This is a genomic window from Lysinibacillus sp. JNUCC 51, assembly GCF_015999525.1.
GTDB classification, from domain to species: Bacteria; Bacillota; Bacilli; order Bacillales_A; family Planococcaceae; genus Lysinibacillus; species Lysinibacillus xylanilyticus.
Genome location: NZ_CP065545.1, coordinates 2,283,876 through 2,307,797, shown reverse-complemented (window position 1 = coordinate 2,307,797; position 23,922 = coordinate 2,283,876). Strand labels below are relative to the sequence as shown.

At 41.7% G+C, this 23,922-nt stretch carries 15 protein-coding genes, 11 tRNA genes and 3 rRNA genes; 25 read left to right on the top strand and 4 right to left on the bottom strand.

What is annotated here, in order from left to right:
* The first annotated feature begins 2 nt into the window (after positions 1–2).
* From JNUCC51_RS11085 to rrf, 14 genes are all read left to right on the top strand, one after another.
* Positions 3–78 (top strand) — tRNA-Val (locus JNUCC51_RS11085).
* Positions 79–81: 3 nt separating this feature from the next.
* Positions 82–157: transfer RNA gene (locus JNUCC51_RS11080), tRNA-Thr, on the top strand.
* A 7-nt stretch (positions 158–164) separates the two neighbouring features.
* A tRNA-Lys gene (locus JNUCC51_RS11075) sits at positions 165–240 on the top strand.
* A gap of 21 nt (positions 241–261) precedes the next feature.
* Positions 262–346, top strand: a tRNA-Leu gene (locus JNUCC51_RS11070).
* A gap of 48 nt (positions 347–394) precedes the next feature.
* Positions 395–469 (top strand) — tRNA-Gly (locus JNUCC51_RS11065).
* Positions 470–474: 5 nt separating this feature from the next.
* Positions 475–563: transfer RNA gene (locus tag JNUCC51_RS11060), tRNA-Leu, on the top strand.
* 19 nt (positions 564–582) lie between these two features.
* Positions 583–659 (top strand) — tRNA-Arg (locus JNUCC51_RS11055).
* A gap of 10 nt (positions 660–669) precedes the next feature.
* Positions 670–746: transfer RNA gene (locus JNUCC51_RS11050), tRNA-Pro, on the top strand.
* 23 nt (positions 747–769) lie between these two features.
* Positions 770–845: transfer RNA gene (locus JNUCC51_RS11045), tRNA-Ala, on the top strand.
* A gap of 145 nt (positions 846–990) precedes the next feature.
* Positions 991–2,542 (top strand): 16S ribosomal RNA (locus JNUCC51_RS11040).
* A gap of 93 nt (positions 2,543–2,635) precedes the next feature.
* Positions 2,636–2,712 (top strand) — tRNA-Ile (locus tag JNUCC51_RS11035).
* 12 nt (positions 2,713–2,724) lie between these two features.
* A tRNA-Ala gene (locus JNUCC51_RS11030) sits at positions 2,725–2,800 on the top strand.
* Between the two features lie 90 nt (positions 2,801–2,890).
* A 23S ribosomal RNA gene (locus tag JNUCC51_RS11025) occupies positions 2,891–5,818 on the top strand.
* Between the two features lie 66 nt (positions 5,819–5,884).
* Positions 5,885–6,000: ribosomal RNA gene (rrf, locus tag JNUCC51_RS11020) — 5S ribosomal RNA — on the top strand.
* Together the 16S, 23S and 5S rRNA genes with 11 tRNA genes alongside form the textbook arrangement of a ribosomal RNA operon.
* A gap of 185 nt (positions 6,001–6,185) precedes the next feature.
* On the opposite strand, the gene JNUCC51_RS11015 is transcribed toward rrf, so the two are convergent.
* A complete protein-coding gene (locus tag JNUCC51_RS11015) occupies positions 6,186–6,857 on the bottom strand; it encodes a LytR/AlgR family response regulator transcription factor (protein WP_337992013.1) in 672 nt (223 codons plus the stop codon).
* Between the two features lie 214 nt (positions 6,858–7,071).
* On the opposite strand from JNUCC51_RS11015, the gene aceA reads away from it, so the two are divergent.
* From aceA to JNUCC51_RS10980, 7 genes are all read left to right on the top strand, one after another.
* Entirely contained in the window at positions 7,072–8,355 is a 1,284-nt protein-coding gene (gene aceA / locus JNUCC51_RS11010) for an isocitrate lyase (RefSeq protein WP_337992012.1), read from the top strand.
* Between the two features lie 109 nt (positions 8,356–8,464).
* Positions 8,465–10,063, top strand: a complete 1,599-nt coding sequence (gene aceB, locus JNUCC51_RS11005) for a malate synthase A (RefSeq protein ID WP_337992011.1) — start codon at positions 8,465–8,467, stop codon at positions 10,061–10,063.
* A gap of 534 nt (positions 10,064–10,597) precedes the next feature.
* On the top strand, positions 10,598–10,993 hold the full coding sequence (locus JNUCC51_RS11000; RefSeq protein WP_337992010.1) for a GntR family transcriptional regulator: 396 nt from the start codon (positions 10,598–10,600) through the stop codon (positions 10,991–10,993).
* A gap of 3 nt (positions 10,994–10,996) precedes the next feature.
* Positions 10,997–12,094, top strand: coding sequence for a DUF1648 domain-containing protein (locus JNUCC51_RS10995; RefSeq protein WP_337992009.1), 1,098 nt, complete (start codon positions 10,997–10,999; stop codon positions 12,092–12,094).
* Between the two features lie 127 nt (positions 12,095–12,221).
* The gene (locus JNUCC51_RS10990; protein WP_337992008.1) at positions 12,222–12,893 is read left to right on the top strand and encodes a response regulator transcription factor; all 672 of its coding nucleotides are present in this window, start codon (positions 12,222–12,224) and stop codon (positions 12,891–12,893) included.
* The gene (locus JNUCC51_RS10985; RefSeq protein ID WP_337992221.1) at positions 12,893–14,263 is read left to right on the top strand and encodes a sensor histidine kinase; all 1,371 of its coding nucleotides are present in this window, start codon (positions 12,893–12,895) and stop codon (positions 14,261–14,263) included. The genes JNUCC51_RS10990 and JNUCC51_RS10985 overlap by 1 nt, the downstream gene beginning before the upstream one ends.
* 75 nt (positions 14,264–14,338) lie before the next feature.
* Positions 14,339–14,743 carry a hypothetical protein gene (locus JNUCC51_RS10980; RefSeq protein WP_337992007.1) on the top strand — a complete coding sequence of 135 codons (405 nt, stop codon included), beginning with the start codon at positions 14,339–14,341 and terminating at the stop codon, positions 14,741–14,743.
* A 367-nt stretch (positions 14,744–15,110) separates the two neighbouring features.
* Here the strand turns inward: JNUCC51_RS10980 and JNUCC51_RS10975 are convergent, their stop codons facing one another.
* The gene (locus tag JNUCC51_RS10975; protein ID WP_337992006.1) at positions 15,111–17,048 is read right to left on the bottom strand and encodes a tetratricopeptide repeat protein; all 1,938 of its coding nucleotides are present in this window, start codon (positions 17,046–17,048) and stop codon (positions 15,111–15,113) included.
* 407 nt (positions 17,049–17,455) lie between these two features.
* Between JNUCC51_RS10975 and JNUCC51_RS10970 the strand changes: the two genes are divergently transcribed.
* From JNUCC51_RS10970 to JNUCC51_RS10955, 4 genes are all read left to right on the top strand, one after another.
* Entirely contained in the window at positions 17,456–18,172 is a 717-nt protein-coding gene (locus JNUCC51_RS10970; protein ID WP_337992005.1) for a glycosyltransferase family 2 protein, read from the top strand.
* A gap of 171 nt (positions 18,173–18,343) precedes the next feature.
* Positions 18,344–18,604 carry a metal-sensitive transcriptional regulator gene (locus tag JNUCC51_RS10965; protein WP_049663684.1) on the top strand — a complete coding sequence of 87 codons (261 nt, stop codon included), beginning with the start codon at positions 18,344–18,346 and terminating at the stop codon, positions 18,602–18,604.
* 248 nt (positions 18,605–18,852) lie between these two features.
* Positions 18,853–20,010, top strand: coding sequence for a transglutaminase domain-containing protein (locus tag JNUCC51_RS10960; protein ID WP_337992004.1), 1,158 nt, complete (start codon positions 18,853–18,855; stop codon positions 20,008–20,010).
* A 114-nt stretch (positions 20,011–20,124) separates the two neighbouring features.
* Positions 20,125–21,420 carry a transglutaminase domain-containing protein gene (locus tag JNUCC51_RS10955; protein ID WP_337992003.1) on the top strand — a complete coding sequence of 432 codons (1,296 nt, stop codon included), beginning with the start codon at positions 20,125–20,127 and terminating at the stop codon, positions 21,418–21,420.
* 32 nt (positions 21,421–21,452) lie between these two features.
* On the opposite strand, the gene JNUCC51_RS10950 is transcribed toward JNUCC51_RS10955, so the two are convergent.
* The gene (locus tag JNUCC51_RS10950; RefSeq protein WP_337992002.1) at positions 21,453–22,400 is read right to left on the bottom strand and encodes an N-acetylglucosamine kinase; all 948 of its coding nucleotides are present in this window, start codon (positions 22,398–22,400) and stop codon (positions 21,453–21,455) included.
* Positions 22,397–23,911, bottom strand: a complete 1,515-nt coding sequence (argH, locus tag JNUCC51_RS10945) for an argininosuccinate lyase (protein ID WP_337992001.1) — start codon at positions 23,909–23,911, stop codon at positions 22,397–22,399. The genes JNUCC51_RS10950 and argH overlap by 4 nt, the downstream gene beginning before the upstream one ends.
* Between the last annotated feature and the right edge of the window lie 11 nt (positions 23,912–23,922).

Sequence of the window (23,922 nt, the reverse complement as noted above, 5' to 3'; positions counted from 1 at the left end):
CAGGAGGATTAGCTCAGCTGGGAGAGCACCTGCCTTACAAGCAGGGGGTCGGCGGTTCGAGCCCGTCATCCTCCACCATTTGCCGGTTTAGCTCAGCAGGTAGAGCAACTGACTTGTAATCAGTAGGTCGTGGGTTCGATTCCTATAGCCGGCACCATAGTTTTGAGCCATTAGCTCAGTTGGTAGAGCATCTGACTTTTAATCAGAGGGTCGAAGGTTCGAGTCCTTCATGGCTCACCATTTAAATTGCCAACAAAATATGCGGGTGTGGCGGAATTGGCAGACGCACTAGACTTAGGATCTAGCGCCGCAAGGCGTGGGGGTTCGACTCCCTTCACCCGCACCATATTTTTTAAATTTCATAATTGCCAGGATAAATAAATCTTATGCACATGCGGAAGTAGTTCAGTGGTAGAACACCACCTTGCCAAGGTGGGGGTCGCGAGTTCGAACCTCGTCTTCCGCTCCAAATGTGCCGGGGTGGCGGAACTGGCAGACGCACAGGACTTAAAATCCTGCGGTAGGTGACTACCGTGCCGGTTCGATTCCGGCCCTCGGCACCATTTTTTATTTTAATAATTAGCGCCCGTAGCTCAATTGGATAGAGCGTCTGACTACGGATCAGAAGGTTATGGGTTCGACTCCTGTCGGGCGCGCCAATATAACAAACGGGAAGTAGCTCAGCTTGGTAGAGCACTTGGTTTGGGACCAAGGGGTCGCAGGTTCGAATCCTGTCTTCCCGACCATTTCCTAAAAATATAATTTATATGGGGCCTTAGCTCAGCTGGGAGAGCGCCTGCCTTGCACGCAGGAGGTCAGCGGTTCGATCCCGCTAGGCTCCACCAATTAAAACAAATGAACCTTGAAAACTGAACAAGCAAAACGTAATCAATAAAGTTTTTAGTAGCTAACCTTGAGTTAGTAAAAGAAACAAAATTTTGGACATCAAACATGATGCCAGCAAAACAATTTGAGCTAATCAAATTTCTTTTTATGGAGAGTTTGATCCTGGCTCAGGACGAACGCTGGCGGCGTGCCTAATACATGCAAGTCGAGCGAACAGAGAAGGAGCTTGCTCCTTCGACGTTAGCGGCGGACGGGTGAGTAACACGTGGGCAACCTACCTTGTAGTTTGGGATAACTCCGGGAAACCGGGGCTAATACCGAATAATCTATTTTGCTTCATGGCGAAATACTGAAAGACGGTTTCGGCTGTCGCTATAAGATGGGCCCGCGGCGCATTAGCTAGTTGGTGAGGTAACGGCTCACCAAGGCGACGATGCGTAGCCGACCTGAGAGGGTGATCGGCCACACTGGGACTGAGACACGGCCCAGACTCCTACGGGAGGCAGCAGTAGGGAATCTTCCACAATGGGCGAAAGCCTGATGGAGCAACGCCGCGTGAGTGAAGAAGGTTTTCGGATCGTAAAACTCTGTTGTAAGGGAAGAACAAGTACAGTAGTAACTGGCTGTACCTTGACGGTACCTTATTAGAAAGCCACGGCTAACTACGTGCCAGCAGCCGCGGTAATACGTAGGTGGCAAGCGTTGTCCGGAATTATTGGGCGTAAAGCGCGCGCAGGCGGTCCTTTAAGTCTGATGTGAAAGCCCACGGCTCAACCGTGGAGGGTCATTGGAAACTGGGGGACTTGAGTGCAGAAGAGGAAAGTGGAATTCCAAGTGTAGCGGTGAAATGCGTAGAGATTTGGAGGAACACCAGTGGCGAAGGCGACTTTCTGGTCTGTAACTGACGCTGAGGCGCGAAAGCGTGGGGAGCAAACAGGATTAGATACCCTGGTAGTCCACGCCGTAAACGATGAGTGCTAAGTGTTAGGGGGTTTCCGCTCCTTAGTGCTGCAGCTAACGCATTAAGCACTCCGCCTGGGGAGTACGGTCGCAAGACTGAAACTCAAAGGAATTGACGGGGGCCCGCACAAGCGGTGGAGCATGTGGTTTAATTCGAAGCAACGCGAAGAACCTTACCAGGTCTTGACATCCCGTTGACCACTGTAGAGATATGGTTTTCCCTTCGGGGACAACGGTGACAGGTGGTGCATGGTTGTCGTCAGCTCGTGTCGTGAGATGTTGGGTTAAGTCCCGCAACGAGCGCAACCCTTGATCTTAGTTGCCATCATTTAGTTGGGCACTCTAAGGTGACTGCCGGTGACAAACCGGAGGAAGGTGGGGATGACGTCAAATCATCATGCCCCTTATGACCTGGGCTACACACGTGCTACAATGGACGATACAAACGGTTGCCAACTCGCGAGAGGGAGCTAATCCGATAAAGTCGTTCTCAGTTCGGATTGTAGGCTGCAACTCGCCTACATGAAGCCGGAATCGCTAGTAATCGCGGATCAGCATGCCGCGGTGAATACGTTCCCGGGCCTTGTACACACCGCCCGTCACACCACGAGAGTTTGTAACACCCGAAGTCGGTGGGGTAACCTTTTGGAGCCAGCCGCCGAAGGTGGGATAGATGATTGGGGTGAAGTCGTAACAAGGTAGCCGTATCGGAAGGTGCGGCTGGATCACCTCCTTTCTAAGGATATTTTCGGAATACAAACCTAGGGTTTGTAAGATTACGTTTTGCGTTCAGTTTTGAAGGTTTATAAATAATTATAAACTTCTAAGAGGGCCTATAGCTCAGCTGGTTAGAGCGCACGCCTGATAAGCGTGAGGTCGATGGTTCGAGTCCATTTAGGCCCACCATATATACCTCTTGGGGCCTTAGCTCAGCTGGGAGAGCGCCTGCCTTGCACGCAGGAGGTCAGCGGTTCGATCCCGCTAGGCTCCACCAATAATTTGTTCTTTGAAAACTGGATAAAACGACATTGAAATTGTAACAAACACATTTATTTTTTAAGTTTTTTTATAGGCTTAATAACTTGGTTAAGTTATTAAGGGCGCACGGCGAATGCCTTGGCACTAGGAGCCGATGAAGGACGGCACTAACACCGATATGCTTCGGGGAGCTGTAAGTGAGCTTTGATCCGGAGATTTCCGAATGGGGGAACCCACTACGTTTAATCGCGTAGTATCTTGACGTGAATACATAGCGTCTTGAAGGCAGACCCAGGGAACTGAAACATCTAAGTACCTGGAGGAAGAGAAAGAAAAATCGATTCCCTGAGTAGCGGCGAGCGAAACGGGAAGAGCCCAAACCAAGAGGCTTGCCTCTTGGGGTTGTAGGACACTCTATACGGAGTTACAAAAGAGCGAGTTAGATGAAGCGACTTGGAAAGGTCCGCCAGAGCAGGTAAAAGCCCTGTAGTCGAAAGTTCGTTCTCTCCTGAGTGGATCCTGAGTACGGCGGAACACGTGAAATTCCGTTGGAATCCGGGAGGACCATCTCCCAAGGCTAAATACTACCTAGTGACCGATAGTGAACCAGTACCGTGAGGGAAAGGTGAAAAGCACCCCGGGAGGGGAGTGAAAGAGATCCTGAAACCGTGTGCCTACAAGTAGTTAGAGCCCGTTAATGGGTGATAGCGTGCCTTTTGTAGAATGAACCGGCGAGTTACGATTACGTGCGAGGTTAAGCTTTAGAAGGCGGAGCCGCAGCGAAAGCGAGTCTGAATAGGGCGAAATAGTACGTGGTCGTAGACCCGAAACCAGGTGATCTACCCATGTCCAGGGTGAAGGTGAGGTAACACTTACTGGAGGCCCGAACCCACGCACGTTGAAAAGTGCGGGGATGAGGTGTGGGTAGCGGAGAAATTCCAATCGAACTTGGAGATAGCTGGTTCTCTCCGAAATAGCTTTAGGGCTAGCCTCGTGATGAGAATACTGGAGGTAGAGCACTGTTTGGACTAGGGGGCCATCCCGGTTTACCGAATTCAGACAAACTCCGAATGCCAGATATTTATACACGGGAGTCAGACTGCGAGTGATAAGATCCGTAGTCAAAAGGGAAACAGCCCAGACCACCAGCTAAGGTCCCAAAGTAATCGTTAAGTGGAAAAGGATGTGGCGTTGCACAGACAACCAGGATGTTGGCTTAGAAGCAGCCATCATTTAAAGAGTGCGTAATAGCTCACTGGTCGAGTGACGCTGCGCCGAAAATGTATCGGGGCTAAACGATTCACCGAAGCTGTGGATTGACATCTACGATGTCAGTGGTAGGAGAGCGTTCTAAGTGCGTTGAAGTCAGATCGGAAGGACTGGTGGAGCGCTTAGAAGTGAGAATGCCGGTATGAGTAGCGAAAGACGGGTGAGAATCCCGTCCACCGTATGACTAAGGTTTCCTGAGGAAGGCTCGTCCGCTCAGGGTTAGTCGGGACCTAAGCCGAGGCCGATAGGCGTAGGCGATGGACAACAGGTTGATATTCCTGTACCACCTCCTCACCGTTTGAGAAATGGGGGGACGCAGTAGGATAGGGTAAGCGCGCTGTTGGATATGCGCGTCCAAGCAGTAAGGCGTGTGTGTAGGCAAATCCGCACACTGTAACGTTGAGCTGTGATGGCGAGTCCGTATGGACGAAGTTCCTGATTTCACACTGCCAAGAAAAGCCTCTATCGAGGTGAGAGGTGCCCGTACCGCAAACCGACACAGGTAGTCGAGGAGAGAATCCTAAGGTGTGCGAGAGAACTCTCGTTAAGGAACTCGGCAAAATGACCCCGTAACTTCGGGAGAAGGGGTGCTCTTGAGCGTGCAAGCGCATGAGAGCCGCAGTGAATAGGCCCAGGCGACTGTTTAGCAAAAACACAGGTCTCTGCAAAACCGTAAGGTGACGTATAGGGGCTGACGCCTGCCCGGTGCTGGAAGGTTAAGAGGAGTGGTTAGCGCAAGCGAAGCTGCGAATTGAAGCCCCAGTAAACGGCGGCCGTAACTATAACGGTCCTAAGGTAGCGAAATTCCTTGTCGGGTAAGTTCCGACCCGCACGAAAGGCGTAACGATCTGGGCACTGTCTCAACGAGAGACTCGGTGAAATTATAGTACCTGTGAAGATGCAGGTTACCCGCGACAGGACGGAAAGACCCCGTGGAGCTTTACTGTAGCCTGATATTGAATTTTGGTACAACTTGTACAGGATAGGTAGGAGCCAGAGATCTCGGAGCGCCAGCTTCGAAGGAGGCGTCGGTGGGATACTACCCTGGTTGTATTGAAATTCTAACCCATGCCCCTTAGCGGGGCAGGAGACAGTGTCAGGCGGACAGTTTGACTGGGGCGGTCGCCTCCTAAAAGGTAACGGAGGCGCCCAAAGGTTCCCTCAGAATGGTTGGAAATCATTCGTAGAGTGTAAAGGCACAAGGGAGCTTGACTGCGAGACCTACAAGTCGAGCAGGGTCGAAAGACGGGCTTAGTGATCCGGTGGTTCCGCATGGAAGGGCCATCGCTCAACGGATAAAAGCTACCCCGGGGATAACAGGCTTATCTCCCCCAAGAGTCCACATCGACGGGGAGGTTTGGCACCTCGATGTCGGCTCATCGCATCCTGGGGCTGTAGTCGGTCCCAAGGGTTGGGCTGTTCGCCCATTAAAGCGGTACGCGAGCTGGGTTCAGAACGTCGTGAGACAGTTCGGTCCCTATCCGTCGTGGGCGTAGGAAATTTGAGAGGAGCTGTCCTTAGTACGAGAGGACCGGGATGGACACACCGCTGGTGTACCAGTTGTCTTGCCAAAGGCATCGCTGGGTAGCTATGTGTGGACGGGATAAGTGCTGAAAGCATCTAAGCATGAAGCCCCCCTCAAGATGAGATTTCCCATTACGCAAGTAAGTAAGATCCCTCAAAGACGATGAGGTAGATAGGTTCGAGGTGGAAGTGTGGTGACACATGGAGCTGACGAATACTAATCGATCGAGGACTTAACCAAAACGTTTGAAACATTCAATGCACCGTTTATCCAGTTTTGAAAGAATAATTCTTTCAATTAAATAAGTCTAGTGATGATGGCAAAGAGGTCACACCCGTTCCCATACCGAACACGGAAGTTAAGCTCTTTAGCGCCGATGGTAGTTGGGGGCTTCCCCCTGTGAGAGTAGGACGTCGCTAGGCAATCTAAAGTCTGAGAATTTTTTTCTCAGGCTTTTTTATTTTTAGGCTGTCTTATACAACAAATGTATAGGACAGCCTTTTAGCTTCAGTCAGCAATGTTTTCTGTGCGAAAGCGAAGCGACAGCAACAAATGTTTTCTGTGCGAAAGCGAAGCGACAGCAACAACAATTACGCTAAGGTAAAATCTAAAATTCAAGAGCGTTACGAAGATTATTTAAATAAGATTGGCTAACGGGTAGTTCACTACCATCTTTTAAAGTGACAATAAAATTAGAAGCAAGATCACGAGACATTTTTTTTATGAAATGAATATTAACAATGTAAGACCTGTGAATGCGAATAAAAGATGACGGTAGACGCATTTGAAGTTCTTTAAGAGTAATACTTGTTTTAAATTGTTCCCCCTCCACATAAAACCACGTTTTTTTCTGCAGGCTTTCAATATAAGAGATTTTTTCAATTGCAACAGGATTCCATTCCTCTTCTTGCTTGCCAGTTAAAAATTGAAAGGGCTCCAATTTCTTCTCAGTAAAGGTTGAAGGTAATACTACCACAAGTGCTGCTGGCACATCTAATATGTTTATAGGATAACCTATCCCATAATACGGCGTTTCGAATAAAGAATTATCTAATACGGCATCTGTTCGTTTCCTCGTGCGTAGTACTTGTTCGGCAATGCTACCAGACTGTACTTGTTGACCTATTTCCAAGTTAATGTTTTGATGTCCAGAATGAAAATAGATATAGGTGTTTTCAGCAGCAATTGCAATGGATGAATTGGCTGGAACCCAGTCTTTTAACATTGAAATAAACTGTAGTGAAATATCTTTTGGCAAAGAATTAAACTCATTATTCATTGTGAATATCCCCCTTGTTTGTAAACAGTTTACCAAATTTCGTCGCCAAAAAAAGCGGTTTCATCATTAAAATTTGGTATTTTATCTAAAAATAATGAAAATTCAGATGCGCTGTTATATATTAATTTATAACAAATAAACCTGTTATGGAACAGCAAATTAAAAGTTTTTTAACAGAGTATATTGTATACAAAGGGGAAGGTGGAATTTCAATATGTCAACACGTCAAGAAAAAATCCAAGCATTAGAAAAACAATGGGCAGAGAACCCTCGTTGGGCTGGTATTGAACGCACATATTCAGCTGAAGAGGTTGTTAAGCTACAGGGCTCTGTTGTACTTGAACAAACTTTAGCAACTAAAGGTGCGGCTAGACTATGGAAATCTTTACACGAAGAACCGTTCATTAATGCATTAGGTGCATTGACTGGTAATCAAGCTGTACAACAGGTAAAAGCGGGATTAAAAGCAATCTACTTATCAGGCTGGCAAGTTGCTGCTGATGCTAACCTTTCTGGTCAAATGTACCCTGACCAATCCTTATATCCAGCAAACTCTGTTCCAGCAGTAGTTAAGCGTATTAACCAAGCTTTACAACGTGCAGACCAAATCGACCACGCTGAAGGACGTGTAGATCAATTTGACTGGTTCGCTCCAATCGTAGCAGATGCTGAGGCTGGCTTCGGTGGTCCTCTAAACGTATTTGAGCTTGTAAAAGGAATGATTGAAGCAGGAGCTGCTGGTGTTCACTTAGAAGACCAATTAGCTTCTGAGAAAAAGTGTGGTCACTTAGGTGGTAAAGTGTTACTTCCAACACAAAATGCTGTTCGTAACCTAGTTGCTGCTCGTCTTGCAACAGACGTAATGGGTGTTGATACAATTTTAATCGCTCGTACAGATGCTGATGCTGCTGATATGGTAACATCTGATATCGATCCACGTGATGCTGAGTTTATTACTGGTGAACGTACTCCAGAAGGCTTCTTCCGTACAAAACCAGGCATCAAACAAGCGATTGCTCGTGGTTTAGCTTACGCGCCATATGCAGATTTAATTTGGTGTGAAACTTCTAAACCATCCCTTGAGGAGGCTCGTGAATTTGCGACAGCTATTCATGCTGAATTCCCAGGAAAATTACTAGCATACAACTGCTCACCTTCTTTCAACTGGAAAGCAAATTTATCAGAAGAAGAAATCGCAGAATATCAACGCGAGTTAGGTAAATTGGGATATAAATTCCAATTCGTAACATTAGCTGGTTTCCACGCATTAAACCACTCTATGTTTGAGCTTGCACATGATTATAAAGATAATGGTATGGCTGCATACTCTAAGCTACAACAAGCTGAGTTTGCATCAGAATCAAAAGGCTACACAGCTACACGTCACCAACGTGAAGTAGGTACTGGCTACTTTGATGAAGTATCTCAAACTATCTCTGGCGGTACTTCTTCTACAACAGCTATGGCTGGTTCTACAGAGACAGAACAATTCGTTTAAGTTTCATAAGTACGCGTATTCCTAAATTCATAATCATAGATTAGTCTCCTCCGCTCCTCCTAAAGCGGGGGATGACTACTTAAAATCGCAAAGGTGGGGGAAACAACTGATGGAACAAGTAATAACAGGTAAGCTTAAAATTGTTGGGGAACAAAACGAGCAAACAAAAGAAATTTTAACACCAGAAGCCCTTGAGTTTGTTCTTGCCCTGCACGAAAAATTTGATGCTCGTCGAAAAGAGCTATTAGAGGCTCGTCAAGAACGTCAAAAGCGCCTTGATGCAGGTGAGAAACTCGACTTCTTACCAGAAACAAAGCAGATCCGTGAGGGAGATTGGACAATTGCACCACTTCCAGCAGATTTGCATGACCGTCGTGTAGAAATTACAGGGCCTGTTGACCGTAAAATGGTTATTAATGCATTAAACTCGGGCGCAAAAATGTTTATGGCTTGCTTTGAGGATGCATCTGCTCCGACATGGGAAAACATGATTGGCGGTCAAATTAATATGCGTGATGCTATTAATAAAACAATTGAGTTTACACAAGCATCTAATGGTAAAACGTATAAGTTAAACGGAAACACAGCTGTGTTATTAGTTCGTCCACGTGGTCTACATTTACTTGAAAAGCATGTACTAGTTGATGGCGAGCCGATCTCTGGTAGTTTCTTTGATTTCGGTCTGTATTTATTCCATAATGCTAAAAATGCATTGGCACAAGGGACGGGGCCTTATTTCTACTTACCTAAGCTTGAAAGCCATTTGGAGGCACGGTTATGGAATGATGTCTTTGTGTTTGCACAAGACTATATTGGAATTCCACAAGGGACAATTAAGGCTACTGTCTTAATCGAAACAATTTTAGCTGCATTTGAAATGGATGAAATTTTGTATGAATTACGTGAACATTCAGCTGGTCTGAATTGTGGACGCTGGGATTACATTTTCAGCTATATCAAACGTCTACGCAATCAACCTGAAGTAATTTTACCGGACCGTGGGCAAGTAACAATGACTGTACCATTCATGAAGGCATATACGTCTTTATGTATTCAAACATGTCATAAACGTAATGCTCCTGCGATGGGCGGTATGGCTGCACAAATCCCTGTTAAAGGGGATGACGACGCGAATGCTGTAGCCTTTGCAAAGGTTGCAGAAGATAAGCGTCGCGAGGCAACAGATGGCCACGATGGTACTTGGGTAGCGCATCCTGGTATGGTTGCAACAGCTATGGAACAGTTTGACGCGATTATGACGACACCAAACCAAATCCATAAAAAGCGTGAGGATGTAAATGTTACGGCGGAAGATTTAGTAGCTGTTCCAGAGGGGACAATTACACTAGAGGGTCTTCGTATTAACTGTAGTGTAGGGGTTCAGTACATTGCTTCTTGGCTAAGAGGCAACGGAGCTGCGCCGATTAACAACTTAATGGAGGATGCTGCAACTGCAGAAATCTCTCGTACACAAGTATGGCAATGGATTCGTCATCCAAAAGGTATCTTAGATGATGGTCGTGGCATTACATTGGACTTTGTACTATCTATCTTGGAGGAAGAGCTTGTGAAAATTAAAGAGGCTGTTGGGGAACAAACCTATAACGGTGGTCGCTATGAAGAAGCTGCAGAGCTGTTTAAATCTTTAATTGAACAAGATGAATTTGCGGAATTCTTGACGCTTCCAGGTTACGAAAAATTAGCTTAACTCGCTTTCAACAATCGCTGAAAGAAATTGATTTGAGATACGAATCTACTAAACGAACATATCCGATTTTCCTAAATTGATGTGGACTAAACTCGAATGGAGTCCACCTTATTCCACTATTGTAAGGGGCGGGGTCTGTTCCCCCGTTCCTTACTAAAAAATGAACACAAAAAAGGGGTCTATTAATTAAGTAGAGAGATTTAAATAGGGTAATGATGTCTTACGAGCTTAGATGGGGAGCTTGTAAGGCATTTTTTTATCTTCAAAAAAATGTTCTTCGACCGACACCGGTAGTTGATGAAATTCATGATGCATTTGCAATAGTTACGAAATAGCTATTGTTGAGTTGAAAGGAGATGTCTCTGAGACATCTCCCTTTTCAATTATTTAACTACGGCGAGAATGAAAAGCACAGTGTACTTGTGCAAAAGTTTATTGAAACTGTTAAGAACTCTTTATAATTGTCCCTTTCATCATGCATAAAGAATGATTATTTGTTATATTATCTGTATAACAATTATGGAGATGATAGTAATGTATATTCAAATAGAACCACAGTCTGATGTACCAATCTATGAACAGGTAACCCGAAAAATTATGGAAGGGATTGCAAGAGGGGAAATGAAGCCAGGAGATACCTTGCCGTCTGTACGTAATTTAGCAGCCGATCTAGGCGTAAATATGCACACGGTTAATAAAAGCTATCATGAGCTAGAGGAAAAGGGGATCATTACAATTAGAGCCAAATCAGGTGCTATCATTCGTTCAGCAGAGGAGCGAGCGTTAACTCCTGAACAATTACAACAAATTGAAAAAAACTTAAAGCCTGTTGTGGTAGAAGGAATGGTGCTTGGCGCAACAGCTGAACAAATCGAGCACATGATAAAAAAGGTATTTTCTGATTTGCAAATACCTGCAGAAGGGGTGTAGTAAATGCTACTTGGCGTTTTTTCAACCGTCTACATCATAGCATTAGCTCTACAAGTTTTTGTGCCATATATAGTACGTGAGACAATTGTTTTTGGCGTTACAGTACCTGAACAAAATGTAAAACATCCTGCATTACGTAATATGAAAAAGCAGTATGCTCAATTCGTTGGAATATCGGGTGTCATTTTATTAATGACGATGATTGTTTGCTATTATTACTTTGCACAATCTGAGTTCATGCAAAGTATTTTACTGCTAGGATGCTTATTTGCAATGCTTGCAGTCAGTATGACATTATATTGGAAAAGCCATCAAAAGGTTTTAAAACTTAAAAAGGAAGAGCAATGGGGCCTAAATATAAAACAAGTTCGTGCAGTCGACTTAACGGCTCGTAGTCGTGATGAAATGCTCCCTTGGCCATTTTATGTAATCCCATTTGGTGTTACGGTGTTTCTAATTATCTTTACGTTCCGCCATTATGACCAAATCCCAGATCACATTGCGGTACATTGGGGACCTAACGGTGAAGCGGATTCTTGGAGAAGCAAAACATATTTTACGGCGGTTTCATTGCCGCTTGTTATGCTGATGGTGCAATGTATGATGTGGGGAACTGTAGATTCTATAAAACGTTCAGCAATCAAGTTGGCTGTTAATCGTAAAGAAGAATCATTGGAAGATCAGCTAAAAAGTCGAAAGTATATGAGCTGGAGCATTATGTTATTAAGCTATGGTTTTACTATATTATTTACAGTATTACAGCTAAGCAATATCTATCCTTCAATGACTACAGGAAATAGGCTATTACCGGTATTTATTTTGTTTTTATTGCTTGTTCTGGGCTCAGTCCTTGTCTACGCATGGAAAAAACGTAAGCAGAGGGTGAACTATGGAGACAATGTCGTTTCAGAAGTAATGGATGTTGATGAGGATCGCTATTGGAAGGGCGGATTAATTTATGTGAATCGTCAAGATCCTTCCGTTTTTGTAGAGAAACGCTTTGGGGTAGGTTGGACGATGAACTTTGCAAATCCACGAGGCTATATCGTAATTGGTTTGCCGTTACTTATATTGCTGTTTATTTTTTTCTTTTCGTTATAATATGAAAATATGGAGTTATCAATAATACCCCGGCATTACGTCCGGAATTCTTTCTGATAACTTGACGTCCGCGGAATGGAGCGGATTTATTGTTAAAAGTAAACAAGTTGGATGGAGGTGGACCTGAATGAAAATTCTCGTTGTAGATGATGATGTACATATTTTACAGCTAGTGAATATTTATCTGACAAGAGAGGGCTATCAGGTAATGCAGGCGGAAAATGGACAACAGGCCCTTAAATTACTTGAAGGAAACTTGCCTGATTTGGCTGTTGTTGATGTTATGATGCCGGGGATGGATGGTTATACATTAACAGAGACATTGAGTCAGGATTACGATATTCCTGTATTGTTATTAACAGCAAAAGGCGAGCTTGAGGACAAGGAACGAGGGTTTTTGGCAGGCTCAGACGACTATGTTGTGAAGCCTTTTGAACCTAAAGAATTGCTGTTTCGCATAGCCGCAATATTGCGTAGACTCGATAAGAAAAATCAGGTAACCATCAAGGTGGGTAGGCTCGTTATTGATCGTCGAAGCTTTGAGGTTGTCATTGGGGAAGATACACTTGTCCTGCCTTTAAAGGAATTTGAACTATTGGCATTACTAGCATCCCGCCCGAATCAGGTGTTTACACGTAGTTTTATTATGGAGCAAGTGTGGGGCTATGACTACGATGGAGATGAGCAGACTTTAAATACACATGTGAAGCGGATTCGTGAGCGTCTGCATCGTTATGAACCAGGTGTTGAGATTACAACGGTGCGTGGCGTCGGCTATAAGCTTGAGGTTATTGCATGATGAAAACGTTATATAGCAAATTTGTTTTGACGACGATGCTCGTTATGATTGGTAGCTTGTGTATCGGCTTTTTAGCGACAAATACTTATTATCATCAAGTTGTGAAGGAAAAAAATGATGCTAAAAATGTGAAGATTGCACAGGATATTGCGAAATACATTGAGTCATCAAAACCTGACGATTTAGATGATTATTTAACGACTCTTGGTGAAATAGGTTATCAAATTTATGTAACAAACGGTAACGAAGGGCATTTCTTCGGAGGTAAGTATCGTGATAAAACTCTACCGTCCAATACAGTCGAGCATGTTTTAAACGGGGAAATTTATCATGGTATGCGTGATTTTCCAAAAGAGACTTTTGTGACAGGCTTTTTTGCGAATGAGTTAATTAATACGATAGGTGTGCCGTTTACTTATGAAAATAAGCAGTATGCACTGTTCATTAGACCGGATATTCGCTTGTTGTTCTCTGAAGTGCATACTATACTTGGTGGACTTATACTTACGATGACAGTACTTAGTCTATTGGCAATGCTACTTTTCGCTAAGGCTCTAATTCGCCCTATTACACAACTAACAGAGGCAACACATCAGCTTGCATATGAAAAATTCGATACGCTGCTTGAAATAGATCGAGCAGATGAGATTGGACAATTAGCGGTTAGCTTTAATGTCATGACTGAAAAATTACAGGAAAATGATCGAATACGTAAAGAGTTTATAAGTAATGTATCCCATGATTTTCAATCACCATTGTTGAATATTCAAGGCTATGTAGATTTATTAAAGAATCCCTTGCTGACCGACAAGGAAAGGCAAGAGTATACAACGATTATTGAGCTAGAAACGAAGCGTATGTCGACATTAACTAAGCAATTACTTTTACTAACGTCACTAGATCAATCTACAAGGTTGTTAAAGCGTGAATCTTATCGTTTAGATGAGCAATTAAAGGAAACAGTAAGGAAGTACCGCTGGCAGCTTGAAGAAGCAAATGTACAATTATCGTATCAAATTGAACCAGTAACATATGATGGCGATGCTGGGCTATTACAAAATGTTTGGGATAATTTATTGACGAATGCTATTAAATATAACGTCGATGGTGGAGAGATTCATATTCACTTGCAAGAATTCTCAACTTCAGTTGAAGTGCTTATTGAGGATAGTGGCATAGGAATGACTGCCGAACAACTACAAAAGGTATTTGATCGCTTTTATAGAGTAGATACTTCCAGAACAAAGCAAGGAACTGGTCTTGGACTAGCTATCGTGAAGCAAATTTCTGAGTTACACGGAGGAACGGTTCATATGGAAAGTGTTATGAATTCAGGTACAAAGGTGCGTGTCCACTTACCAAAACTGTAATGAGGAGTTCATGTAAAGTTCATGTTCGCGAGATAAACTGCTAACTAAGTTGAAAAAGCTTAGGGGGGTTATCGTTTGGAACAAAAATGGAGTATACGCCTTATTCGTCTTGCTGCAATTTTTGCCTTATTTGGTACGTATCTAGGCTCACATATGTCTGGCTCAGGTAGTTATGAATATAGGCCGATACATGCACATATTTTGCTCGTAGGCTGGTTAAGTATGTTTGCATGGGGTATTTTCTATCGTGCCTTTAAAGTGAAATCGCAAAAATTAGTGACAGCACATGGTTGGACCGCTATTCTCGGTGTTTTTGGCTTAACAATAGGCATGTGGTTCTACAATTTAAATCCATTTAGTTTTAGCAGAACATTTACAACGGTTTTCTTTATCATTGGTGGAACAACGCTATTAATTAGCTTTGCTTTGTTCATCGCTGTAACATTTATGGTAAACCAAAAAGAAGAAATGGAAAAATAGAAAATACCGTGTCACTGCCGTTATTAGGAGGTGACACGGTATTTTTTAGGGAAGAATAGCTTTATTCGGTTCATTACTAAAAGTTAGGGATAACTTTTTTTAAACATATGCCATATATAAGTTCATTGGAGTGGAGACTCACACACAGTTTTGTGTGTGAATCTTTTTTTACTCTTTGCAAGGTGAATGTCGATAAAATTCAGAAGTTGGGTGATAAAAATTAAAAGTTGGTCGATAATTCCTGAAAATGCTCTAATAAAACTAAAAGTTGGAGGACATTCTGTTAAAACGTATGTCATGTGGATAAGTTGAGTGGAACGAGCCCCTCAAAGAAAATGGCTAACCCCACTCTATGCTTATAATCCCTTTATTTCATATTTTCAAGTGATTTCTTAAGCCATTTTGTTGCCTCAGTATAATCCTGTGCAACACCGTGTCCTTTTTTGTAAAGCATACCAAGCTGGAATTGCGCTTTTTGGTGCCCTTGATTGGCTGCCAGTCGATATAGTTGGGCAGCCTTCGCAAAATCCTTCGGTACCCCTTGTCCTTGACTGTGCATTTGAGCTAATTGATATTGTGCTTTGGCATGTCCCTTAGCGGCGGCTTGTTCAATCCATTTTGCAGCCTCAGTATAATCCTGTTCGACACCTTTGCCCTTATCAAATAAATTACCGAGCTGATATTGAGCACCTGAATGTCCTTGGATGGCTGCTAGTCGATAGCAGCGTCGTGCCTCTTCTAAGTCCTGCTCGATCCCCAATCCATGCTCATATAATAACCCTAATTGGTATTCAGACTGAATATGGGACTGATCAGTAGCGGCTCTCCACCATTTTACTGCTTCATCATAATTCAATTCAGCTTCATATAATAATCCGAGCTCGTATTGAGCATCAGCATAGCCCTTTTCAGCAGCTGCTTTGAAGTAAGGGAGAGCTTTCTCTAGTTGCTGGAGATGGTATACATAAATACGTCCAAGCTCAAAACCTGCACTTATATGTCCATTGCTAGAGGCTAACTGCAACCATTTTTCAGCTAAAGTTATATCATTTTCTTTGACATAGAGCACACCAAGACAATATTGGGCATTCAAGTGTCCTTTATGTGCTGCTAGCTTAAACCATTTTATAGCCTCTAGGTGATCTTGAGGAATACCTTGACCAGTGTTATATAGCATGGCCAATTGAAATTCTGCATTTGTATGGTCTTGAAGTGCAGCTAGATGGAACCATCTCGCAGCTTCTTCCAAATTTTGCGAGATGTCACGACCTTTAAGGTACATATAGCCAAGATTATATTGAGCACTTGCATCACCTGCTAATGCAGCCATTTCAAAATAGGCTATAGCTTCCTCATAACTTTGCTCGACACCAGTTCCATTGTGGTAAAGGAATCCAAGATTATTTTGAGCACTTGTATTCCCTTGATGGGCTGCTAACATGTACCATTTTGCTGCCTCGGCAAAGTTTAGAGGCATACCGAGTCCTTGATTGTATAGGACTCCTAGATTGTACTGTGCATCTGCGTTTTCTAAATCTGCAGCAGCTTGATAATATTGAGCGGCTTCCTCATAATTTTGTACAACACCATGACCTAAATGATAGAGCACGCCTAAGCTATAAAGCGCGTTTGCATCCTTTTGTGCGGCGGCGCGTTCATACCACATTTTTGCGACTGCATAATCTTTCTTAACACCACGCCCTTGATTATAAAGAGCGCCTAAATTATATTGAGCACTTGCATTCCCTTGTTTTGCGGCAAGCTCAAACCAGTCTGCAGCACTTTTATATGCCTCGGTTGATTGGTCATCTTGAAGCAGAGTAATTATTTCAAAAGCTGAAGTTATATCTTCAAAGCTGGAACCTTTACGCATTAATTTTGCCCTTAAGGTACGGTCATAGCGATCGATAAACCATTCTACAATATCACTTATATAATCTAGAACAATTTTTGCTGCCTTTGCCTCCACAACTTCACTTCTATTACTAGAAGTCATTTTGCTCACAAGATTCATTAATAAATAAATGCGACGTGGATGAATTTTTGCAACGAAGCTACGATTATTGAGTAATGATCGAATATTTTTTAGCTTCGGCTCTGAATTCATTTCTAGCTTATAAAGCTCATATAAAATTTCCTCTAGTACTAGGAGTGATTTTTGGAGAGATAGAGCTGGCTTTGGAATGGCGAGCGAGCTAGCATCTTGTAAATTTTTAGCCAACTTAACCAAGCATAAAGCCTTTAATTTCGTACATTGATCTTGGAGAATTTCATATTGTATGACGATAGCACTCACCTCTTTCATAAAATTCTACTTAGTATGCTCATTATTGAAATCTGGATATTTAATTTGTTAAAACGTATACCATGTATATTAGTTGATTGAAGTGAAGACTGGGCGACTCCTTGGAGATTAGCGAATAGAGGAGCGAAGGCTAAAACCATCACATCGACCAACATCTCGCTCTCGGAAAAAAACATCTGTGGCCCTAAGCGGCTCATCTGACGCCCATAAGAAAGCGCCCAGTAGGAACGGAAATCAACCATACACTACGATGATATCCTCTTTTTTCATATATCGGGAAAATACCGTTATTGTTGAATTGTCCTCGATACATGATACTATTTGTTATAAGAAGATTCGTTGATGTTCAAAGTAACAATTACAAAAAAGTGCATATGCCAAAGTTTCTTGTTATCCGGGGGATAGAAATGATGAAAAATATTGCAGCAATTATACCAGCCTATAATCCACAACAGTCACTTATAACCTATGTCCACCAATTATTAGCCACCACCATTAGCCGAGTTATTATTGTCAATGATGGCAGCGATCAAAAATATGCAGATGTTTTTGAGGCTTTGAAAAAGATTGACTGCTGTCTAGTGCTAGAGCATGGCAATAATATTGGTAAGGGAGGCGCACTAAAAACAGCCTTTGCCTATGTAATGGAGCAAAGAGGCATGTTTCAAGGTGTTATTACAGTAGGTGCTCATAGACAACATACTTTACAAGATGTAAAGCTAGTTTTAACAATGACAAAGGTATTTTCTGAAGGAATTGTGCTAGGAGTACGTAACTTTCATTCTTCGGACAGCACATTTTTATCATATTGGGGTAACCGAGCAACAAGTTTGTTCTTTGAAATCCTTTATCATAGAAAATTAATGGATACACAAACCGGTTTACGGTTTATTTCTATAAAGGAGCTACCGTGGCTAATAAATGTAAATGGTGAACGATATGACTACGACACAAATATGTTAGTAGCTGCACTTAAAAGAAAGTGTCCAATTTTTGAAGTAGAGATAGGTCAGCTACGAATAAAGAAAAATACAGTTATACAGTATGATGAAATAACAAATGCAGGGTCAATTATTGCTAAAATGCTTATGAATTATTTAAACCCAAGGAAGAATAACGAATAAGTTTAACTTATTTAAAGTTATGTCACGGATTCGGAAAGGAGTTCTTTGCAAGTACAAAGCCGATTCCGGACAAATATGCCGAGGCATAATTGATTTTTGAAATAATGTGCTAGGATAAAGAATAATAATAACTCAAGAACGTAGCGAGTATGGAAAGAAGGAGAAATGATGATGGAATATTCAGATCAAGTGAAAAATCGTGTGAAACGGATGGAAGGTCAGCTACGTGGAATCTTAAAAATGATGGAAGAAGAAAAGGACTGTAAGGCAGTCATTACTCAATTATCGGCAGTACGCTCAGCGGTAGATCGTACGGTTGGTGTCATAGTAAGTACGAATCTTTTAGAATGCGTACAAAATGCTGAAGGTGATGACGAGAAAATGAATGAAGCTATTCAAGAAGCAGTAAATTTAGTAGTAAAAAGTCGTTAACAGCAGCCTGACCTATATATATGCCCATTAATATATTGAAACTCACTTAAAGACAAGTGGGTTTTTATTTTTTTACAAAAATATAGTTTATTTCGATACATATATTTTATTTGTGAGAGTTTATACCTATTTGTTGTATGGTGACTGTATAGTTAATAGTCACGGTTAGTGAACTTGTCCGATAGATTTATAGTTCCTTTCTCTGCTATCCTAATTATAAGAATATAACAAACGAGAGGTGATTTATTGTGAAGAAATGGTTGATAAGCGGGGCAGCATTACTGATGTTAAGCCCAACAGCAGCCTATGCTCAAAATGCAGACACTCGTTCAGTAAGTACTTCCTCGGTGATTGCTTATAATGTAGTAGCTAATACTAAAGTAACAACTTGGGATCAATTCACAACAGAAATCGTAAAGCAATTAAATAATTTCGCTCCCGAAATTAAAATTACATATAGTGGACCAATGACTGATTTTAAAAAGAATTTTATGGAGTCATTTGAAAAAGCACAGGAGCAAGCCGTCTATGCGAGTGGTCATATGGAAAGTACCACTATTTCTGCAGACTCAACAGGCAATGTGACATTTAAAGTGAAATATTTGACAAACCAAACGCAAGAAGCTGCACTACAAAAAAAGGTTGATCAAATATTAAAAACGATTATTAAGCCTTCAATGAAAACAGATTTCGAAAAAGTAAGATCAATTAATGATTATATTGTGTCAAATACTACATATGGTACTAAAACAAAGGCAAGTCCCCATAGTGCTTATGCATTGTTAACGGAAGGACAAGCTGTATGTCAGGGCTACGCGTTAATAGCCTATAAAATGTTGGAACAAGCTGGATTCGATGTTAAATATGTTGTAGGCAATGTTAATGGTAACGAGGCACATGCATGGAATTTAGTGAAGGTTGATGGTAAATGGTATCATTTAGATACAACATGGAACGATCCATTACCAAACCGTTTCGGCGCTTCTTCGTATGATTATTTCTTAGTAACAGATGCACAGCTTAAGAAAGATCATAAATGGATAGCTTCAGATTATCCTGCTGCAACTAGTACAAAATATAGCTATATGCAAAATGTTCATTTTGCATATCAGGTTAATAATACACTGTACTTTAGTAATACAGCAGATAAAGATAAATTGTATACGCTTGATTTAGCAAGTGGTAAGAAAACAAAGGTCATTGATAGACGTGCCTTGTATATTACAGGAGCGGATAACTTTTTATATTTCAGTGATTATAGCAACAGTGGTTACTTAACAAAATTAAATCTTCAAACATTAAAAACTGAGGTGCTCGCGAAGCAAATAGTTTCTGATTTAAGAATTAATGATAGCTATTTAGTTTATAATGTTAATGGCAAAGAACAGAAGCTTAAAATAAAATAAACTTCAAATATTCGTATCTATTGATAAAATGAAAGCACAAAAGGACTTCCAAGTGAGTTCTTTGTGCTTTTTTTGTATATAATGAAAACAGGAAAACGGTTGGAGGTGAGGATTTTGTGGAAAAAATTAGCCATTATCGTAATTCTTATTATTTTTATTGACCCCATTTATACGGCTGGTAAAGCAGTTGTACAACAAGTGATAACATGGGCAAATAATGATGAAATAGAAACGATGCTTCTTTCAACAAAGGACAAAATCATAGATGTTACTGCTAAACTTTCAGAGGATGCCTCCATTGAAACGGCCACACCTATAGAAGACAAGCCTGAAGAAGGAATAGCCGTTACAGCTCCTGCAGCCAAAAAACCTGAAGCGAAGTTAGTTGTAACAAATGCAAAGGAAATGGCTGATGCGATGTATGCGTACTATAGTAGTTTTTCACCTACTTTTGAGATTCAATATAAAGGCGATACACAACGAATTGAACAGCTAGTGGAAGAAGCTTATGAAAATGCTATAAAACGAGATGATTATGTATTTGGGCATATTAGTAAGCATTCAATTCGTTTTGAATATGGAAGAAAAACAGCCAAAATCTTTGGAGAGCAAAGCTATTTAATGACACCAGAGCAGGCAGCATTCGTTGAAATGAATGTTCAGGAGATTGTAGCCTCTATCAATAAGAAATCATTAAGTGATGTAGAGAAGGTTAGGGCTGTCAATGATTATATCGTTGCCAATACAGCCTATACAGATCAAACAAATTCAAGCCCACATAGTGCTTATACAGTGCTTGCAGAACATGGCGGCGTTTGTCAGGGCTATGCGTTGCTAGCTCATTCTATGTTACAAAAGTTAGGTATAGAAACAAAGTATGTAGTAGGTTATGTCGGAAAGGAAGGACATGCTTGGAATTTAGTAAAGCTGGATGGTCAATGGTATCACCTTGATACTACATGGAATGACCCGGTGCCTGATCGTAAAGGGGCGGTGCGCTATCAATACTTTTTAGTAGATGATCGAACGATTGCAAAGGATCATACGTGGGTGGCTGGAGATTACCCGAAAGCAACGAGCACAATGTATAACTACTTTCACAATGTAGATTTCGCTACACAAGTAGGGCAACAAATATTTTATAGTAATGTTGCTGATGATAATAAGTTATATGTGCTTGATTTACAAACAGGTAAATCTGAACGCATCTCTAAATCACGTACACAGTACATCGTTTATGCAGATGGGTGGCTATATTTTAGTAATTATTCACACGGAGCGTATTTAACGAAGATTCGCCCGGATGGAAGCGGAGAAAAAGTATTAAATAGGGAAGAAACGAAGGATTTATTCGTGCAGGACAGCTATTTATATTTCACGACAAATGAGCTTAAAAAAATGGCGCTTTAACGTTATTAGCCAAAAATAAAGAGCCTATGACATTACAAACTGTCATAGGCCATTTTTGTTCGTTCCATAAGATAATGGATAGGTTGATGCTGACATAGAGAAACTTCAATTTGAGGATACCTTGATTTCATTTCCTGTGAAAAAGTTTTAAATATTAATGGATTATGCTTAATGGCACCACCATTACAATAAAGGCTAAATGCTTCACCTTGATAGTCAATTTTTTTCAATACGGCGCATGCAAGGGATACTAATTCATGAGCAGCACGCATTGATATTTGAATGGCACATGAATCCTTTTTGGCCACGGCCTCTGCCAAAAATGCACCCATTTTTGCAAGCTGCGCATTCGTGTAGGATGGGCGGAACAGCCATGTAGCTAGCTCTGTAACATCTTGGATCCGTAAATAATCAAAGACAGCATTTTTTAAGATGGTCGACTCACCACGCCCATCTTCCATGTGGAAAATGGCGCGTATAACCTCTTGCCCTAACCAATAGCCACTGCCTTCATCTCCTGCACGATGCCCCCAACCACCCGAACGTACTATTTGTGTACCGTTGAATGCGTACGCAATGGCCCCTGTTCCAGCAATGAGTAGTGCGCCTGCCTGTCCAGCAGTAACACCAAGTAAAGTAGCTTGTGCATCATTTTCTATAATTAGTGTCTCTATTTTTAACTGTATTGCAGATACGGCATTATGAATGATTGCAGATACAGTTTCATGATCTTTGGGAGAATCAATCCCAGCCATTGCAAAGGTAGCAACAGCAATATTTGAGTCATCTTGCTGTTGCAAAAACGCCTGCACATTTGTTAATAACGCTTGCAATATTTTTGTAGCAGATGTAGCACCGGTTGCTTGATAATTCGAGCCACTTGTTGATTTTGTATATTTTATTTCACCAGACTCGGCATGCACGAGCGCACATGCCGTTTTTGTAGCACCACCGTCAATAATAAGTAGCCATTCCATCATTGATTCCATTCCTCTATAATTACTGTTAATTGTTTTTCTGCCTCAACAATCATAGACTCCTTCAAACGAACCCACTCATTAAGGTTATGAGAATTTGCCTTAGAGCGTTCAAGAGATTCTTTCATCGTTACAGGCGATGGACCACCAAGTAAAGTACGGACACCAACGAAAGTCTCGGGTTTTAATGTGTTGTAAAAATCCTCCTCAGAAATTTTTAATGGTTTACCAGTAATTAATGTAGATTGTGTATTGGCGAGCCCCCATGTAAGGCTTGCTAGAGATTCCTCACCGTGAGAGAGCAATACTCTAATACATTTACTAACAATACTATGTGCTTGGCGGAAGGAAATCCCTTCAGAGCGCACTAACGTATCGGCTAGCTCTGTAACATTGGCAAAGCTGTTTTCTGCTCGATTTCTTAGTTTTTTCTTGTTCACATCCATCGTGACAACAAGCGAACCAAATAGTTTGTAAATACCTATTAAACGGTCGATGGCGCGCCATAAATATGGTTGCATATCATCTTCTGTGTCTACGATATCTCCAAAAGGTGTATTATGTACCATTTGTAATACTGTACTAGCATCACCAACAACCGCTGATAGCAATGAACGTGTATGCTCTATCGAAACAGGATTGCGCTTTTGTGGCATGATAGAGCTAACTTGCACGTATGGGCTAGCCAGCGTAAAGGCGTTGAATTCCTGTGTAGCCCATAGTAAAAAATCTTGAGATGTGCGGCCAAGATTGAGTGCCGCAAGCTGAACGATACTCGCTGCCTCTGCAATATAATCTGCACCAGCAACAGCATCCCACGCATTTTCGATAATATCATCGAATGCCAATAATTCACGCATACGCTCTCGATTAATATTAAAGCCTGTTGTCGTTAATGCCGCTGCCCCCATACTACTGCGATTCACCGTTTTATAAACATGCTGTAAACGTTCAAAATCTCGTTCAAGTTGATCGATGACAGCTTTCAAATAATGCGCAAAGGTTGTTGGCTGTGCCTGTTGCGTATGTGTATAGCCAATCATAATCGTATCTACGTGTTCCTCAGCAGCTGCGATTAAATCATCCCGTAATGTCAGTAATTCTCGCATAAGCAATAATAATTTTTTTCTTAAAGTCATGCGATAGATGGCAATCCCCATATCATTACGACTTCTACCAATGTGAAGATTCCCAGCAACGTCGCCAGCAAGCTCTATTAATTTATTTTCGATGCGGAAAAACAAATCCTCATATCGCGGGCTGTAATCTTCTATACGAAAATAGTTCAAGTCCAGTTTTTTTAGAGCAATACCAATGTCTTTAGCCTCTTCCTTATTTACTAGTCCCTGTTCTTCTAACATTTTTAAGTGTGCAATATTGATTTGCAAAATAATTGTTAAAAAGTTTTTCTTGGCTTCATCGTAAGCCGGCTGTAAGACAATTTTACGATAAATATTAGAAGGGAAGATCATCCCATCTTCTTGCTGGGTTTTGTTGCGGAAATCTTCAAACATATAAATTGCCT

Excerpts from the sequence above, each read along its gene's own strand:
- aceA (WP_337992012.1), top strand. The coding sequence starts at position 7,072 with ATGTCAACACGTCAAGAAAAAATCCAAGCATTAGAAAAACAATGGGCA.
- JNUCC51_RS10950 (WP_337992002.1), bottom strand. The coding sequence starts at position 22,400 with ATGATGGAATGGCTACTTATTATTGACGGTGGTGCTACAAAAACGGCA.
- JNUCC51_RS10965 (WP_049663684.1), top strand. The coding sequence starts at position 18,344 with ATGGAATATTCAGATCAAGTGAAAAATCGTGTGAAACGGATGGAAGGT.
- JNUCC51_RS11015 (WP_337992013.1), bottom strand. The coding sequence starts at position 6,857 with ATGAATAATGAGTTTAATTCTTTGCCAAAAGATATTTCACTACAGTTT.
- JNUCC51_RS10995 (WP_337992009.1), top strand. The coding sequence starts at position 10,997 with ATGCTACTTGGCGTTTTTTCAACCGTCTACATCATAGCATTAGCTCTA.
- JNUCC51_RS10985 (WP_337992221.1), top strand. The coding sequence starts at position 12,893 with ATGAAAACGTTATATAGCAAATTTGTTTTGACGACGATGCTCGTTATG.
- JNUCC51_RS10970 (WP_337992005.1), top strand. The coding sequence starts at position 17,456 with ATGATGAAAAATATTGCAGCAATTATACCAGCCTATAATCCACAACAG.
- JNUCC51_RS10990 (WP_337992008.1), top strand. The coding sequence starts at position 12,222 with ATGAAAATTCTCGTTGTAGATGATGATGTACATATTTTACAGCTAGTG.
- argH (WP_337992001.1), bottom strand. The coding sequence starts at position 23,911 with ATGTTTGAAGATTTCCGCAACAAAACCCAGCAAGAAGATGGGATGATC.
- JNUCC51_RS11000 (WP_337992010.1), top strand. The coding sequence starts at position 10,598 with ATGTATATTCAAATAGAACCACAGTCTGATGTACCAATCTATGAACAG.
- aceB (WP_337992011.1), top strand. The coding sequence starts at position 8,465 with ATGGAACAAGTAATAACAGGTAAGCTTAAAATTGTTGGGGAACAAAAC.
- JNUCC51_RS10975 (WP_337992006.1), bottom strand. The coding sequence starts at position 17,048 with ATGAAAGAGGTGAGTGCTATCGTCATACAATATGAAATTCTCCAAGAT.